General features: G+C 72.2%; 22 protein-coding genes. 21 read left to right on the forward strand and 1 reads right to left on the reverse strand.

Annotated elements, in window-relative coordinates:
* The first annotated feature begins 68 nt into the window (after positions 1–68).
* The 14 genes from AC5WAM_RS20430 (at position 69) to AC5WAM_RS20495 (ending at position 9,770) form a co-directional block, all read left to right on the forward strand.
* Positions 69–668 carry an RNA polymerase sigma factor gene (locus AC5WAM_RS20430; RefSeq protein WP_495523423.1) on the forward strand — a complete coding sequence of 200 codons (600 nt, stop codon included), beginning with the start codon at positions 69–71 and terminating at the stop codon, positions 666–668.
* A complete protein-coding gene (locus AC5WAM_RS20435) occupies positions 665–1,411 on the forward strand; it encodes a BN159_2729 family protein (protein WP_495523424.1) in 747 nt (248 codons plus the stop codon). Before AC5WAM_RS20430 ends, AC5WAM_RS20435 begins: the two co-directional genes overlap by 4 nt.
* Positions 1,408–2,004, forward strand: coding sequence for a hypothetical protein (locus AC5WAM_RS20440; RefSeq protein ID WP_495523425.1), 597 nt, complete (start codon positions 1,408–1,410; stop codon positions 2,002–2,004). Before AC5WAM_RS20435 ends, AC5WAM_RS20440 begins: the two co-directional genes overlap by 4 nt.
* Complete coding sequence (locus tag AC5WAM_RS20445) at positions 2,001–2,297, forward strand: hypothetical protein (RefSeq protein ID WP_495523426.1); 297 nt, start codon at positions 2,001–2,003, stop codon at positions 2,295–2,297. Before AC5WAM_RS20440 ends, AC5WAM_RS20445 begins: the two co-directional genes overlap by 4 nt.
* Positions 2,294–3,553, forward strand: a complete 1,260-nt coding sequence (locus AC5WAM_RS20450) for an AAA family ATPase (RefSeq protein ID WP_495523427.1) — start codon at positions 2,294–2,296, stop codon at positions 3,551–3,553. The genes AC5WAM_RS20445 and AC5WAM_RS20450 overlap by 4 nt, the downstream gene beginning before the upstream one ends.
* 84 nt (positions 3,554–3,637) lie before the next feature.
* A complete protein-coding gene (locus AC5WAM_RS20455; RefSeq protein ID WP_495523428.1) occupies positions 3,638–5,116 on the forward strand; it encodes a UvrD-helicase domain-containing protein in 1,479 nt (492 codons plus the stop codon).
* Entirely contained in the window at positions 5,113–5,355 is a 243-nt protein-coding gene (locus AC5WAM_RS20460) for a hypothetical protein (RefSeq protein WP_495523429.1), read from the forward strand. Before AC5WAM_RS20455 ends, AC5WAM_RS20460 begins: the two co-directional genes overlap by 4 nt.
* Complete coding sequence (locus AC5WAM_RS20465; RefSeq protein ID WP_495523430.1) at positions 5,355–5,780, forward strand: WhiB family transcriptional regulator; 426 nt, start codon at positions 5,355–5,357, stop codon at positions 5,778–5,780. Before AC5WAM_RS20460 ends, AC5WAM_RS20465 begins: the two co-directional genes overlap by 1 nt.
* A 79-nt stretch (positions 5,781–5,859) precedes the next feature.
* Entirely contained in the window at positions 5,860–6,669 is an 810-nt protein-coding gene (locus AC5WAM_RS20470; RefSeq protein ID WP_495523431.1) for an LvrA C-terminal domain-related protein, read from the forward strand.
* Positions 6,669–7,979, forward strand: coding sequence for a DnaB-like helicase N-terminal domain-containing protein (locus AC5WAM_RS20475; RefSeq protein ID WP_495523432.1), 1,311 nt, complete (start codon positions 6,669–6,671; stop codon positions 7,977–7,979). Before AC5WAM_RS20470 ends, AC5WAM_RS20475 begins: the two co-directional genes overlap by 1 nt.
* Positions 7,980–7,997: 18 nt before the next feature.
* Positions 7,998–8,240: a hypothetical protein gene (locus tag AC5WAM_RS20480; protein ID WP_495523433.1), complete on the forward strand. Its 243-nt coding sequence runs from the start codon at positions 7,998–8,000 to the stop codon at positions 8,238–8,240.
* 2 nt (positions 8,241–8,242) lie between these two features.
* Entirely contained in the window at positions 8,243–8,713 is a 471-nt protein-coding gene (gene ssb, locus AC5WAM_RS20485) for a single-stranded DNA-binding protein (protein WP_495523434.1), read from the forward strand.
* A gap of 65 nt (positions 8,714–8,778) precedes the next feature.
* The gene (locus AC5WAM_RS20490) at positions 8,779–9,081 is read left to right on the forward strand and encodes a hypothetical protein (RefSeq protein WP_495523435.1); all 303 of its coding nucleotides are present in this window, start codon (positions 8,779–8,781) and stop codon (positions 9,079–9,081) included.
* Entirely contained in the window at positions 9,078–9,770 is a 693-nt protein-coding gene (locus AC5WAM_RS20495) for a hypothetical protein (protein ID WP_495523436.1), read from the forward strand. Before AC5WAM_RS20490 ends, AC5WAM_RS20495 begins: the two co-directional genes overlap by 4 nt.
* 6 nt (positions 9,771–9,776) lie before the next feature.
* On the opposite strand, the gene AC5WAM_RS20500 is transcribed toward AC5WAM_RS20495, so the two are convergent.
* Complete coding sequence (locus AC5WAM_RS20500) at positions 9,777–10,202, reverse strand: DUF6233 domain-containing protein (protein WP_495523437.1); 426 nt, start codon at positions 10,200–10,202, stop codon at positions 9,777–9,779.
* Positions 10,203–10,403: 201 nt separating this feature from the next.
* Between AC5WAM_RS20500 and AC5WAM_RS20505 the strand changes: the two genes are divergently transcribed.
* The 7 genes from AC5WAM_RS20505 (at position 10,404) to AC5WAM_RS20535 (ending at position 14,044) form a co-directional block, all read left to right on the forward strand.
* Positions 10,404–11,171 (forward strand): hypothetical protein, encoded by a 768-nt coding sequence (locus AC5WAM_RS20505; RefSeq protein WP_495523438.1) that lies wholly within the window; start codon positions 10,404–10,406, stop codon positions 11,169–11,171.
* A 330-nt stretch (positions 11,172–11,501) separates the two neighbouring features.
* Positions 11,502–11,894 (forward strand): hypothetical protein, encoded by a 393-nt coding sequence (locus AC5WAM_RS20510; RefSeq protein WP_495523439.1) that lies wholly within the window; start codon positions 11,502–11,504, stop codon positions 11,892–11,894.
* Complete coding sequence (locus AC5WAM_RS20515; protein ID WP_495523440.1) at positions 11,891–12,400, forward strand: hypothetical protein; 510 nt, start codon at positions 11,891–11,893, stop codon at positions 12,398–12,400. The genes AC5WAM_RS20510 and AC5WAM_RS20515 overlap by 4 nt, the downstream gene beginning before the upstream one ends.
* Positions 12,397–13,017 (forward strand): hypothetical protein, encoded by a 621-nt coding sequence (locus AC5WAM_RS20520; RefSeq protein ID WP_495523441.1) that lies wholly within the window; start codon positions 12,397–12,399, stop codon positions 13,015–13,017. The genes AC5WAM_RS20515 and AC5WAM_RS20520 overlap by 4 nt, the downstream gene beginning before the upstream one ends.
* A gap of 137 nt (positions 13,018–13,154) precedes the next feature.
* On the forward strand, positions 13,155–13,283 hold the full coding sequence (locus AC5WAM_RS20525) for a hypothetical protein (RefSeq protein ID WP_495523442.1): 129 nt from the start codon (positions 13,155–13,157) through the stop codon (positions 13,281–13,283).
* Positions 13,284–13,296: 13 nt separating this feature from the next.
* Positions 13,297–13,512, forward strand: coding sequence for a hypothetical protein (locus AC5WAM_RS20530; RefSeq protein ID WP_495523443.1), 216 nt, complete (start codon positions 13,297–13,299; stop codon positions 13,510–13,512).
* Positions 13,513–13,669: 157 nt separating this feature from the next.
* Positions 13,670–14,044, forward strand: coding sequence for a hypothetical protein (locus AC5WAM_RS20535; RefSeq protein WP_495523444.1), 375 nt, complete (start codon positions 13,670–13,672; stop codon positions 14,042–14,044).
* The last annotated feature ends 77 nt before the right edge of the window (positions 14,045–14,121 follow it).

The following is a 14,121-nucleotide window of genomic DNA, read 5'->3' on the forward strand; positions in this document are numbered from 1 at the left end:
GCCCCGGAAGCGACCCGGCGCGGCCCCGCACAACCCGAAGAACCCCTACGTCAAAGGAGATTCAGGTCGTGTCACACCAGCTTATCGGCAAGATCAGCACGGCGGGAGGTGCGGAGCCCGACGTGATCGTGCGGGCCCGCGCGGGTGACCGCGCGGCCTTCGCCGCCCTCTACGCCGAGCACCGTGCCGACGTGTACCGCTACCTCGTCCACCGGACCCACGACCAGCACCTGGCCGAGGACCTCACCCAGGAAGTCTTCGTGCGGGCCCTGCGTCGCCTTGAGACCTTCGGCGGGCGCAGCAGCAACAACTTCGCGGCCTGGCTGACCACCATCGCGAGGAACCTCCACGTCGACTACGTCAGGTCGAACCGTGTGAAGTGGGAGGTGCCGGTCGCGGAGATGCCCGACGGCGACGCCTGCGACCGCAGCGCCGAGGCGTCTGCCCTGCGGGCGCTGGACGTCGCCGAGGCGACCGAGACCGTGACAGCCGCGATGCGGGTCCTCACCGCGCCCCAGCGGCAGTGCGTTCGGCTCCGGTTCTTCGACGACTTGTCCGTGCGGGAGACCGCCGACCGCATGGGGAAGCACCTCAACGCTGCGAAGACCCTCCAGCACCGGGCCCTCCGTAGCCTGGAGCGCTTCCTCGCCGCCGGGGAGGCGGCGTGAACAGGAACCTTCCCCATGCCGTGAAGGTGATCCGCGCGGCCATCGCCTCCAGCGGCTCCGACCCGGCCGCCGCCGTCGCGCACGCACTGGACGCCTCGCGTCTCCTGGTCAACCCCGAGACGTCGTACGGCGTCGTCCTGCACCGCACAGCCGCCGGAGGCTGGTCCCGCGAGCCGCAGCCGCAGATGACGGACCTGGAGCGCCAGGCACGCGCCTGGGACGAGACGTGCGAGAGGGCCCGCCGGGTCGCGGCCGCCATCGAGCAGCACATCGGCGAGCGGCCGGAGTTCCAGAGCATCCGGTCCGATGGTGACCGGGTGCTGGTGGCGATGCACATCACGGATCAGGCTCAGTGGGCGCAGTGGCGCGTGTACTTCGGGATCACGCACGACGGCGAGCGTCCCCTGCCGTACGCGGTGTGCGGCGAGGGCCGTCGTGACGGGGTCCGTGTGTCCGTGGTGGCGTACGACGTGCCGCAGGTTCGGGCCCGTGCGGGCGAGGTCGCGGCGCGGCCGTTCCGGCTCGGCGGGATCGTGTACGACCTGGCGCTCCCGCAGCGTGACACCCGAGGGGGCGTCTGGTTCTTCCAGGGTCAGCGGGCCGGAGACGGGATGCCTCTGCTGTCGCTGGACGGCCGCCGGGAGCGCTGCTCGCTGGCGAACGTGGTCGGGAGAGCGGGCCCGCTGACGCCCGTCAGGACGACGTCGACGCCCGTCACCACCGAGGGTGGTGAAGCGGCATGAGCACCAACCGCCCCACCGCCTTCTTCCAGCTCGGCCGGGAGTACAGCACCCAGGACGGCTACAAGGCACCCGAGATGGTCTGGGTCTTCCGCTGCGCGAGCGTCACCGGGAAGCCGACCGGCGAGCGGATCGCTTTCGGGTTCGTCCGCCCCGGCGACAGCGAGAACTGGATGCCGACCGTCCTGGACACGCTGGACTGGGCTCGCGGCTGGAGGGAGGTGACCAGCGCGGCCAGGAAGGACGCCCCCGCCGGGGGCGAGTCCACCCGCACCGATGCCGACGAGCTGACCGTCTTCCGGGCTGACGACGACGGGTTCACCCTCGACCACTACAGCGACCGGGATCAGGCGCGCGCCCACTGCCTCTACAAGGCCCAGCGCGACCGCCTCATCGTCACCCCCTCGCGCCTGCCGGACGAACCGCTGGTCCACCGCTGGGTCATCGACGGGCCCGACCCGGACGAGACCGAGGACGCCGAGGAGCTGTACCTGGTCATCAACGGCGAGGAGCAGCCGACCGGTTACACGGTCACGCCGATCACCGTCCGCCCCGGGTTCGACCCGGAGGTCGAGGAGTGGGAGGCCGACGAGTGACCGCGTACACCGACGCGTACCGCGCGCTCACACGCGGCCGGGCTCTCCGCCCCGACGAGGCCGCCACGCTCCTCGCCGCCGTCCGCCGGGAGTACGGCGAGGAACTGGCGACCGCCGTCGAGCGGGACCTGTCCGGCAAGTACCGGCGGACGGCCACGGACACCGAGGGCTCGTTCCGGCGCAAGCGCCGTGACTACGGCGCGGCCATGCGCGTCGTGAACCGCTTCCGCCTCTTCGCCGCCTCCCCCCTCCGTCTCTCCCCGCCCCACCAGCGCACCCGGAGCACGTCATGACGACCTTCACCTTCCAGCCTGCGACCCGCGAGACGGCCCGCGCCCGCATCGGGCTCCAGGGCCCGGCCGGGTCCGGCAAGACCAAGACCGCCCTCCGCCTCGCCGAGGGCCTCGCGCAGGGCGGGCAGATCGGCGTGGCCGACACCGAGCGCGGCTCCGCCCTCAAGTACGCGCCCGTCCCCGGGCGGCCGGACCTGGGCGGCCACGAGTTCCTCCACCTGCCCATGGACCGGCACGACCCCCGCGACCTGATCCAGGTCGTCCGGGCCGCCGAGGAGGCCGGGCTCGCCGTCCTCGTCGTCGACTCCTGGTCGCACTTCTGGAACGGGAAGGGCGGCCTCCTGGAGATCGTGGAGCAGGCTGGTTCGGAGCGGGGCGCGGGCGGGACCTTCGGCGGCTGGCGCACCGGCAACCCGATCGAGCAGGAGATGCTCGACGCGATCCTCAACTTCCGTGGCCACCTGATCGTCACGATGCGCACCAAGGGCGATTACGTGATCGAGGGCAAGAAGGTCACGAAGGTCGGGGTCAAGGCTGTGCAGCGCGAGGGCGCCGAGTACGAGCTGGACGTCGTGATGGACATGGTCGAGGGCACCGCCACCGTGACCAAGACCCGGTACGAGCCGCTGAACGGCGCGATGATTCACCACCCCGGTGAGGATGTCGCCGAGCTGATCCTGGAGCAGCTCGGCCAGGGCGTGGACCCGGTGCAGGTGATCGTGGACGAGTTGGTCGGCGAGGGCCTAACGTACGAGCGCGCGATCGAGCTGCACCGCCGGGCGGAGGCGCGCCACATCCTCGGTGCTGGTCTGCTGCACCCGAAGTCGGGTGAGCCCGCGAAGCTCGGGGAGCTGATCCGGGAGTACGGGCAGGCCGTCAAGCCGCAGCCGACGCCCGTCACGACGGGCCAGCCCGCCCCGCAGGCCCCGGCGCCCGAGCCGACCCCGGCGCCGAGTGCGCCCGCCAGCAACCGGGCGACGCCCCCGCAGATGCGGCTCATGCACGCGACCTTCACCCAGCTCGGCATGACGGACCGCGACGACCGTCTCCGCGCCACCTCGCTGATCGTCGGCCGTGACGTCCCGTCGGCGAACGACCTGACGGCTGCCGAGGCGAAGACGCTGCTCGACACGCTCACGGCCTACGCCGCGCGTGAGAACGGCGCTGACGACTTCGTCGCCATGCTCCATGGCCTCGATGAGGACGCCGAGGAGTCCGCCGCCGACGGCTCCGACGGCGCGGCCCAGGCCGCCTGATCCACCACTGACCGCGGGCCCGCCCCGACTTCCCCCCATGCGGGGCGGGCCCGCACCTTCCCGGAAAGGAGGTGCACCCCAGTGGTGGACCCCACCCCAGAGCAGGCCGAGGCGATCGCTGCCTACGGCGACGGCACGGACCTGGTGCTCCAGGCCGGTGCCGGGTGCGGCAAGTCGTCGACGTTGAAGTTGATCGCGAAGGCGGACCCGCGCGCGAGCATGCTGTACGTCGCGTACAACAAGAGCATCGCGTCCGACGCGCAGCGCAGCTTCCCCGGCAACGCGTCGTGCTCCACGGCGCACAGCCTGGCCTTCAGGGCCATCGGCAAGGACTACGCCCACCGACTCAACGGCCCGCGCCAGCCCGCGCACAAGGCTGCTCAGCTTCTCGGCGTCTCCGACGTGATCGGCCCCGGCGTCGCCCGGATCACGGGTGACCTCGGCGAGGTCGTCGCGATGCCGTCGAAGCGGATCATGCGGTACGCGCTGGAGACGATCGCTAACTGGTGCTACTCGGCGCACCCGGAGGTCTCGGCCCGGCACATCCCGCGCAAGCCGAGCCTCAAGAAGGCCGCGACCGTCCAGCAGCTCGCCGAGCTGGTGCTCCCCGTGGCCCGCGCCGCCTGGCGCGACCTCCTCAAGCCCGACGGCGTCCTGAAGTTCGCCCACGACCACTACCTGAAGATGTGGCAGCTCGGTGGCGCCAAGCTGGACACGGACGTCGTGCTCCTCGACGAGGCGCAAGACACCAACGACGTCCTGGCGGCCGTCGTACAGGCTCAGGAGCACGCCCAGCGCATCGTCGTCGGCGACTCGGCACAGCAGATCTACGAGTGGCGCGGCGCGAACGACGCGCTGGCCAAGTTCGCGGCGGCGGGCGCGCAGGAGCTGACGCTGTCGCAGTCGTTCCGGTTCGGCCCGGCGATCGCCGAGGCGGCGAACGCCTGGCTGTACGTCGTGGGCACGGGGCTGCGGCTGAAAGGTTTCGAGCAGGTCGAATCCCGCCTCGCAGCTCTGTCCGACCCGGACGCGGTCCTCTGCCGGACCAACGCGGGCGCGATGGAAGTCGTCATGCACTGCCTCGGCCAAGGCGTCCGTGTTGCGCTCGTCGGCGGCGGCGCCGACATGAAGCGCCTCGCGGAAGCCGCCGCCGCCCTCCAGGCCGGGCGCGACACCGACCACCCCGAGCTGTGCGGCTTCCCGTCCTGGGACGCGGTGCGGCAGTACGCCGAGGAGGAGGCCGACGGCGCCGACCTCCGCGTCCTGGTCCGCCTCGTCGACACGCACGGCCCGGCCGCCGTCGTCGCGGCCACCGAGCAGCTCGTCGCCGAGGACCAGGCCGCGCTCGTCGTTTCGACCGCGCACCGGTCGAAGGGCCGCGAGTGGCCGCGCGTGCGGATTCACGACGACTTCCGGGCCCCGTCGCCGGACCCCTCCACGGGGCTGGTGACGATCCGGCGGGAGGAGGCGCGGCTCGCGTACGTCGCCGTCACACGGGCCCGCGAAGTCCTCGACGACCGCGCGCTGGCGTGGCTGGCCGATGTGAAGGCGGTGGCCGCGTGACGCCCGGCCTGTGGGCCGCGGTGGCCCTGAACTCCTTGTGGGCCGTCGTCCTGATCTGGTGGGCCGTCACGCCCGAGAAGCAGAAGCATCCCCAGCCTGTGGACAACGAGACATCGGATCCGACGGCCGCCGTCGCGCCCCCCGACGCCCGTCACGACGCCGACCCCGTCGGGGATCTGGTGACGTGCTGGACGATCTGGCCCGACGCCTCCGAGCACACGCCGAAGGAGTGGCTGTGATGGACCGGGAGTGGGAGTTGAAGGCCGCCTGCCGCGATGAGGACCCGGACCTCTGGTTCGACGGCACGATGCGGGCGAAGGCGCTGGAGATCTGCGCGGCCTGCCCGGTGCGGCCCCAGTGTCTCGACGCCGTGCTGAAGCGTGAGACTGGCGTGGCCAAGACACTGCGCGCGGGCCTGATCGCAGGCCTCACCGGCGCCCAGCGTTACGAGGTCTCGCGGGAGCGCGAGGCCGAGCAGAAGCCTGCGCTACGGAAACCCAAGGCCCGCGCGCGCCGTGCGCCCGCGCCGTGCGGGACCCGCCGCGCCTACCAGCGTCACCTCCGCCGTGGAGAGCCGATCGACCGCGCGTGCCGAGACGCGAACGCGGCGGGCAAGCGCAAGTGGGCCGCCACCGGGACCACGGAGGTACGCGCTGCCGGATAGGCCGCCGTGGGCCTGGCGGATGAGACCGGCCGCCGGGCCCACGGCCACCAGCACATCCCAGATCGACGAAGGGCAGGACGTGGGACACCGCCTGTACGTCGAGGTGCTCGACTACGCACCCTCGACGCTCACGCACCGGGAGCGGCTGCTCCTCGCGGTGCTGGCGGAGGACGCCCTCGACGAGACGCGCACGACCTGGAGCCGCGTGGAGGATCCGCAGATCCTCCGCCGGGCGTCCGTGTCTCGCTCCGGCCTGTACGACGTGCTGAAGGCGCTCGTGGCGAAGGGGGTGCTGGAGCGGGTCACGGCCGGGCAGAAGAACGCCGCCGCGAAGTACAAGATCGTGGCTCTCGCACCCGCTCAGTGTCCCGGAACTCCGGACACTGAACCCACCTCTCAGCGTCCGGGAATCCCGGACACTGACCGCTCCCGTCAGTGTCCCGAGAACCCGGACACTGAACCCGTCGAGACACCTCAGTGTCCCGAAATCCCGGACGCTGAACCGATCTCAGTGTCCGGAAATCCCGGACCCCTAAAAACAGAGAGTGTTAATACACACCCTCCAGCCCCACCCACCCCAGACGCCGAGGCCTTCGACGCCTTCTGGGCCGCGTACCCCCGCAAGGTCGCCAAGGGTGCCGCGCGGCGTGCCTGGGCCGCCGCCATCAAGCGCGGCGCCAACCCGGCCGCCATCGTCAAGGCCGCCGCCCGGCACGCCGCCCAGTGGCGCGCCGCCCACACCGCAGCGCAGTACATCCCCTACCCCGCGACCTGGCTCAACGGCGAGCGCTACGACGACGCCCTCGAACCCATCCCCGCGCACAACCAGCCGCCCATCCCCGGCACCCCCCAGCGCTACACCGATCCCGCAGAGCGAGGAGTCTTCTGATGACCGCCCCGCCCGACGACGAGCTGTTCAGCCGCGCTCAGCCCAACGACGCCGAAGCCGAACAGGCCTACCTCGGCGCCCTCTCCTTCGCGGGCCGCGACGCCCGCCGCGTCCACCAGCTCGTCACCCCCGCCGACTTCTACCGGCCCGCCCACGCCACCATCCACGCCACCGCTGGCGCCCTCATCGACCGCGGCCTGCCCGTCGACCCCATCACCCTCACCGACGCACTACGGGCCGACGGCACCCTGACCCGGATCGGTGGACCCGCCTACCTCCACCAGCTCCTCCAGGACGTCCCCACCGTCTCCCACGCCGAGCACTACGCCGACATCATCCGCAGCCTCGCCCAACGCCGCGCCCTCATCGCCGCCGGGGGCCGCATCATGCAGTCCGGCTACGACCCCACCGCCGGCACTCCTGCCGACCTCGCCGAGGACGCCGTCGCGCTCGCCCGCGAGGTCCGCGACCAAGGCCGCGCCGCCGCTGACACCCCCGTCACGGACATGCACGACTTCCTCACCGTCGAGGACACCTACGACTGGGTCATCCCCGGCCTCCTGGAGCACGGAGACCGGCTGATCCTCACCGCAGGCGAGGGCGGCGGCAAGAGCGTCCTCCTGCGGCAGATCGCCGTCGCCACGGCGGCCGGGGTCAACCCGTTCACGATCATGCCGAGCGAGCACGGGCCGAAGAAGGTCCTCGTCCTCGACTGCGAGAACAGCGAGCCCCAGAACCGGCGCCACTACCGGCCGCTCATGAACGCCGCCGCCCGCTCCCACATGCCCGTCAAGCGCGGGCAGATCCACATCGACTGCCGCCCCGAAGGCGTCGACCTCACCCGCGCCCAAGGGCGCGCGTGGCTGATGCGCCGCGTCGAGACCGTCATGCCCGACCTACTCGTCATCGGCCCCATCTACCAGCTGCACACCGGCGACCCGTCATCGGAGGACCACGCCCGCCGCGTCACCACGGCCCTGAACGAGGCCCGGGTGACGGCGAACTGCGCGATGGTCCTCGAAGCGCACGCCCCGCACGGGTCCGGCTTCGGCCCCCGCGCCCTCCGTCCCGCCGGTAGCTCGTTGTGGCTCAGGTGGCCGGAGTTCGGCTTCGGGCTCCGCCCCGTCGAGGACGAGAAGAGCGCCGACGAGGACCGCGCCCGCCGCCTCGTCCCCTGGCGCGGCCTCCGCGACGACCGCGCGTTCCCGCCGTTCCTCCGGCAGGGCCAGCGCGGCTCCTGGCCCTGGGTCCCCTACACCCCCATCGACACCGACATACGCGGCTACAGCAGCACTGGCGCCACCGGCTAACCCACCTAGGAGACCCCCATGGCACGAAACATCGGCGCCGACGGGAGCACCGTCTACCGCGCCGTCATCCGCATCACGAACGCCAGAGGCCAGCAGTGGACCAGACACGAAGGCCCCTACACGAAACCCGGAACTGCTCTCGCCCGCATCACGTTCTGGTCCAACCACATGAACCGCCTCAACGGCACCGCCACAGGCACCGTGGAACAAGCCGTCACCACGTGGCGCCCACTCAACGACCCCACGACGAAGGAGAACTGACCTTGCCTCTGCCCACCATGACGGGCGTCGGACGCCTCGTCGACGACCCCGAACTCCGCTTCACCCAGTCCGGCAAAGCCGTCGTCAACATCCGCCTCGCCTTCAACGCCCGCCGCCTCAACCCCCAGACACAGCAGTGGGAGGACGGCGACACCTTCTGGGTCCACGGCACCGCCTGGGAGCGCCTGGCCGAGAACGCCACCGAGACCCTCGCCAAGGGCATGGAGGTCCTCGTCACCGGCGAACTCCGCACCGAACAGTGGGAGAAGGACGGCCAGAAGCACAGCCGCCCCGCCCTACTGATCCGCTCGATCGGCCCGAACCTCGTGTGGGCGACGGCCACCGTGACGAAGGCCAGCGCCCAGCAGAACAGCGGACAGCAGCGGCCCGCCCCCCAGCAGCAGCGCCGCCAGGCCCCGCCCCAAGACGACCCCTGGGCCGTCGAAGCCACCACCAACGAACCCCCGTTCTAACCCAGCACCCACACGGACAGGGGCCCCACGCAGGGACCCGCCCCGGCCCCACACCGGAGGCACCCATGTCCAACCCCACCAGGAACCAGGAACCGGAACCGGTTCGCCCCTCGGCCACGCGCGCGAACCGCGATCGCGAGCAGCTGCCCCCGGAGCGCCTCGACGAGATCCGGGCTCTGACGTTCGCGACCGGCCTCACGCCCGTGCCCGGCCGCTTCGCCACCGAGACCGAGCGGGAGCTGTACGACCTGGCCGCGTGCTGCTGGAACGCCCTCCAGGACCTCCTCGCGGATCACGAGCACCTCACCGCGGCCCACGCCGAGGCCAGCGAGCACCTCGCACGGTGGGAAGGAGAGCTGGTTCCGTGACCGCAGCCGACGATCTCGACACCATCACCGAGCGCTGGAGCGCGCTCCAGGAGGCGGCCGGCACTCGCCTGACGACGAGCTGGCCCCCGGCGATGGGCATCGCCCGCCTCCTCGACGACGAGGAACGCCAGGCCCTCGCTGAGGAGCGCGCCGACACCAACCCGGACGCGCCCGGCCCGCGCCCGACACCCGTCAACGTGGACGTCCTGGACGTCATGACGACCATCGAGGCGGGTCTCGTCACGGCTGCGGACTGGCTGGCGTCACGCGTGCAGCGCCCGGCCGTGACGGCTGCGACGGGGCGCGGCTGGGGGGACGAGCTTCACCGCCAGGTCGTGCTCCTCGCGGCGAAGGATGGGGCGGATCCACGTCGGTGGCGCTTCACGGGCCAGCGGGACGCCCCGGCGGCCGCGGAGTGGCTGGCGCTGCGGGTGCGCGCGGTGCCGGGCCCGTTCCGCGCGCTCGACGAGGGCGAGCACCAGGCCGTGGCGAAGGTCGCGGCGATGGGCGCCGAGATGATCCGCCGCACCCTTGGGGAGGCTCGGCGGACGGAGGCCGTGCCGGAGCCGTGCCCGGCGCCGTGCGGCGGGCAACTGGTGGTCGAGGGCGGGGACGGCGCGCCGCCGGTGGTGCGCTGCGAGGACTGCGGCCGCACGTGGACCGAGGAGGCGCCCGGTGACGCGGCATGACACCCGTCAGGCCACGTCCATGCCCAGGTCTGACTCGGGTCGGCAGAACGAGCACGGTTCGACATTCGGGTCCGTGAGCGCTGCACGCGCGTCGTTCCCGGTGATCGGGTGAGTCCGGCCTTCGGCCATGGGGCAGTCGTCGGCATGGATCATGGCTGGCTCGGGCCCGGTCGCAGTGCGCTTCTGCTGAACGACGAAGCCAGTCGTCCTCCGGTCGGCACGCGAGGCGGAGTAGGACGCGATCGCGGCCGGGCGCTGCGGCGGCCGGGGTGGAGCAGCGGCCTGGGGCTGCTCGGCGCGGGCGAGGGCGGCTCGCACGGCGTCCCGCTGGAGGCGTAGGTACGTGCTCACCGTGGCGTTGTCGGCGAGGGCCGCGTCGAGGTGCGCGAGGATCGCGCGGAGGCGCGGCGGATCCGGAGGCAGCTCGCTCATACGTTCGATGGTAGATCGAGTGGCGCGCACATGACGCCCCTCACCGCCCGCCACTCGTTGAACCCGTAGCACCCCCCGCGCACGCGCGGTACCGTCGTGACGGCAGATGCCCCCCGTAGGGCGTCACCTCCAACGAAGCGAGCCCCGGCCAAGGACATTCCGGGTCCGGCCAGGGCTCTGACCACAGGAGAGTGACCTCCTATGGCTGAGCTGCACCCTAGTGCGCCCACCACCACGTACGACACCCCAACCCCGCGCTGGGTATCCCTCCTCACCGACGTCGGACGCCCCGTCGTCGCCGCCTGGGTCATGATCATGTGCGCCCCCGGTGAACACCACCTCGGCAAACTCGCAGGCTGGAACGACACCCTCGCCTGGGGCATGGCCGGAGTCCTCGCCGCCTACGCAGGCATCGCCGCCGCGGTCGCCAGCAAGCGCCCCAAGGGCGCCCCCGGCAAGACCTCCGCCGTCCTCGGCGCCTGGCTTTCCCTCGCCACCGCGATGAGCGCCCAGCCGGTCTCCCACATGTTCGTGACCGGGCACTGGACCGCCGAGCCGCGCCCGCCCGTGTGGCTGGTCGTCGCCGTCTCGTGCATCCCGCCGCTCGTCCTGGGCCACCTGCTGCACCTCGCTGCGACGCCCGTGCGCGTGACGCCCGTCATCCCCCAGGCGCAGCCCGTGACGGCCACCGTCGCGCCGCCCGCGTCCGCCGAGGAGCCCGAGCCCGCCCTGGAGCGCGCGCCCGCGCCGGAGCCGATCGAGTACAGCGACCCCCGGTGCGCGGCCATCCGCCCGCTCTACGACGACGGCCTCCGCCCCGGCACCAAAGCCATGCGCACGGCCATCGTCGCCGCAGGCTTCGAGTCGCCCTCCGACGGCGTGATCCGCGGGCAACTCCGCGCCGAGATCGAGCAGCGCGAGCCGCACCTCGCCGCGCTCCCGCCCGCCCCGGTCGCCTTCAGCGCCTGACCGACCCGCCGCCCTCCGCGCGCGGCGTGTCGTACAGCCGCGCCCTCATGCCCTGGGGAACCCATGCCCACATCCACACCCGGGCCCGACGAGCGCCGTGTCCGCAGCCTTCTGCGCCGCCTCGGCGTCGGCCCTGATGCCCAACCGCCGTCCGCGCCCCCGCCTGTCACCCCGACCCGTGTCATCCCGCCCGGTGCCCCGCTGCCCGCCCGCCCCCCGGAGCCCGGGGAGACCCCGCCGTGGCGGACAACGAGCGCCGCACCCCGCACACCCACAGCCGCCGAGGCTGTGCCGCCTGTGGCCCCGCCGCCCCCGGCAGACCCGCCGCCCGTGCTTGACGTACACGTGCACGTGAGCGTCGACAGCGGCCCGCCGCCCGAGACCCCGCCCGAACCCGCCTGGTGGGAGCGCGCCTGGCAGAAGATCACCGAGCGCGTCAAGCCGTGGCGAGCCGCACTCGCCCTCGCCGCCGCCGTCACGCCGATCCCGTGGACCGGCTACTCCGCAGCCACCACGTGGGCGTACACCGTCAGCCAAGCGCGCGAGGTGCACGTGGGCTTCGGGTACGGGCTCGCGCTCGCCGTGCTCGCCCTCGCCACCCGCCGCATGATCCACACCCCCGGCAGCCTCCACCTCGCCGTCCTCATCGTCAGCGCATTCGGTCTGACCGGTGCCTTCTCCTGGTGGGACGCGGTGCAGGGCCTCACGGGGGTGACCCGGTGAACGTCGCCTTGTCCGGCGGCGGCGTCGCCGTCGCCCTCTTGATCGTCTGGTGCAACCTCCGCCCGTGGCTGAAGGGCGGCCGTGACCCCAAAGCGCTCCTGCCCTACGCCTCCGGCGCGGGCCTCGGCTCGCTGTCGACCATCTGTGTCGGTGGCGCGCTCGGCTGGGGCGCCTCGGGCATCGCCGGGATCTTCTCCTCGGCCGGATCCAAGGGCGTCGCGGAAACCACCGGCACACCCGGCCCAGCCGCGCTGCCTGCCGGTCGCATGGGGACCCTCACCGAGTGGGGCGCCCTGGTCACCGTCATCTACCTCGGCGGCGTCGTGCTGCTCTTCAAGGCCAGCGGCAAGCAGGACAAACGCCGCATCGTGGGCGGCGCGATCAGCTTCGCCATCCTCGGCTTCCTGCCCGGCGTAGCCGCACTGCTCCAGTGGTGGCCCGACCTGATCAACGCGGCCGGTGACAAGCTCCGCGACCTCGCCCAGAAGGGAGGCGAGGCGCTGTGAGCCGCACTCCGTCCGCTGCCGCCCGTACGCGGGCCGCCGACCGCCTCGCCCGAGGAAGCCTCGCCCTGTGGGAGCGCCGCACCGACGCCCTCACCGCATGGGTGAGCGCCGGCCGCCGGGAAGACCTGGAAGGCTGGCGAGCCGCCCTCGGCCCGGTCCTGCGCCTGCTCTGCCTCGGCGCGGTCGCCTACGCCGCTTGGGCCATCGTCCGCGCTCTGCCCTGGCTGCTGTGGCTCCTCGGCGCCCTGTGGTGTCGTGCCGCCTGGCAGGCCGGACAGGCGCCCACCGAGCCCCCCGTCCCGGCCGCCGAGCAGACCCCCGCCGAGGCTTCCCCGACCCCCGCTGCGGAGGCTGTGCGGCAGCTGCTCCTCGACGTCATGGGGGACGCCCCCGCGGTGCACCTCCGCACCGTCCTGGCCCACCTCCAGAAGGAGGGGCACTGGGAGGGCCGTACGGTCACCGATCTGCGCCTGCGCCTGGGCCGTCTGGACATCCCCACCGACCGGTCCGTGAAGGTGGGCGGGACCCCCACGTGGGGGGTGCGCAAGAGGGACCTACAGGACCACTCCCCAGCCGGAGCCCCGGGGGCGTCTCCCGCGCCGTCTACCGGCGGCTGACCTGCGCGTCTACCGCGCCATCTACCGCCATCTCCCCGGTGTCTACCGGGCCATCTACCCCGGGGCGGCCCGTTCGCCTGGCAGCTGTCCGGCCGCCCCGGTCCCATCCCGATCACACGAGACAGGAGGCCACCATCGTGGCAGAGCAGAGCGGGGGCATCCCGGTACCGCCGTCACCGCCGCCGGAGTCCGAGCCTGAGCAGGACCCGCAGTTCCAGACCATCTACGACCCGGAGCGCGGCGGGCACTACCCGCCCGGCCGCTGAGAGGATCAAACCCATGAGCGAGCGAGAGACCATCCCCGTGCGCGTGCTGCTGCTGTTCGGCGACCAAGCCGAGATCACGACCCCGCACCGCGACCACACGGACCCTGAGCGGGTGCCGGTAGAGCGGCTCGTCGAGGAGACGGGCATCCCGCGCGAGGAGCTGCCGGGCGCTGAGCTGGTGGCGGTCGTCGGGGACGGTGGGGAGCTGGTGCGGTTCGAGCGGCCCTGACCTGCGGGGGTGGGGGCGGCGTATGCCGTCCCCATTTCCCCGGCCCAGGGTGTTGTAAATCTAGAAGCGACTGTTGTAAAGTTAGAACCGTCAGGGCGGGGGTGAGAGCCCGAACTGACAACAACCAGTTGAAAACTCCACAGAGAGGACAGTCATCATGGCTGACCGCGAAGACGAGATGATGCAGGCGCTCGCCCACACCATCTCGCGGGTCTACTCGATCTTGGTGGACGTCTGCCGGGGACTGCCCGTGCCGATCACCCTCCCGACCGACGAGCACATCCCGGCATCCGACGCGATTCCCGCAGTGCGGCGGGTCGCGGAGCTGGCAAAGGACCAGCCGATGGGTGAGACCCAGGAGGGGCAGCTGCACACCGGATGCGTACACCTCTTGGCGGCCATCGACCTCTACGCCCTGTGCGCCACGAGGTGGGTGGACGCTCGGGCCGAAGGGTCAGGGATCAACCTCATGTACGCCGAGCGGGCACTCCAGGGCCTCGCGATCTGGCTCCTGACGCACGGCACTGACTGATCCGCCCCCGCGCCCCCCGGCCGCCAGCCGGGGGGCGCTCCCCTTTCCCCGCTGAAGGGTGTTGCAAATCTAGAAGC

Source organism: Streptomyces sp. JLYT201 (assembly GCF_059448825.1).

Coding starts and splice junctions, on each gene's coding strand:
- AC5WAM_RS20440 (WP_495523425.1), top strand. CDS start 1,408: ATGAGCACCAACCGCCCCACCGCCTTCTTCCAGCTCGGCCGGGAGTAC.
- AC5WAM_RS20450 (WP_495523427.1), top strand. CDS start 2,294: ATGACGACCTTCACCTTCCAGCCTGCGACCCGCGAGACGGCCCGCGCC.
- AC5WAM_RS20465 (WP_495523430.1), top strand. CDS start 5,355: ATGGACCGGGAGTGGGAGTTGAAGGCCGCCTGCCGCGATGAGGACCCG.
- AC5WAM_RS20475 (WP_495523432.1), top strand. CDS start 6,669: ATGACCGCCCCGCCCGACGACGAGCTGTTCAGCCGCGCTCAGCCCAAC.
- AC5WAM_RS20480 (WP_495523433.1), top strand. CDS start 7,998: ATGGCACGAAACATCGGCGCCGACGGGAGCACCGTCTACCGCGCCGTC.
- AC5WAM_RS20490 (WP_495523435.1), top strand. CDS start 8,779: ATGTCCAACCCCACCAGGAACCAGGAACCGGAACCGGTTCGCCCCTCG.
- AC5WAM_RS20500 (WP_495523437.1), bottom strand. CDS start 10,202: ATGAGCGAGCTGCCTCCGGATCCGCCGCGCCTCCGCGCGATCCTCGCG.
- AC5WAM_RS20505 (WP_495523438.1), top strand. CDS start 10,404: ATGGCTGAGCTGCACCCTAGTGCGCCCACCACCACGTACGACACCCCA.
- AC5WAM_RS20530 (WP_495523443.1), top strand. CDS start 13,297: ATGAGCGAGCGAGAGACCATCCCCGTGCGCGTGCTGCTGCTGTTCGGC.
- AC5WAM_RS20535 (WP_495523444.1), top strand. CDS start 13,670: ATGGCTGACCGCGAAGACGAGATGATGCAGGCGCTCGCCCACACCATC.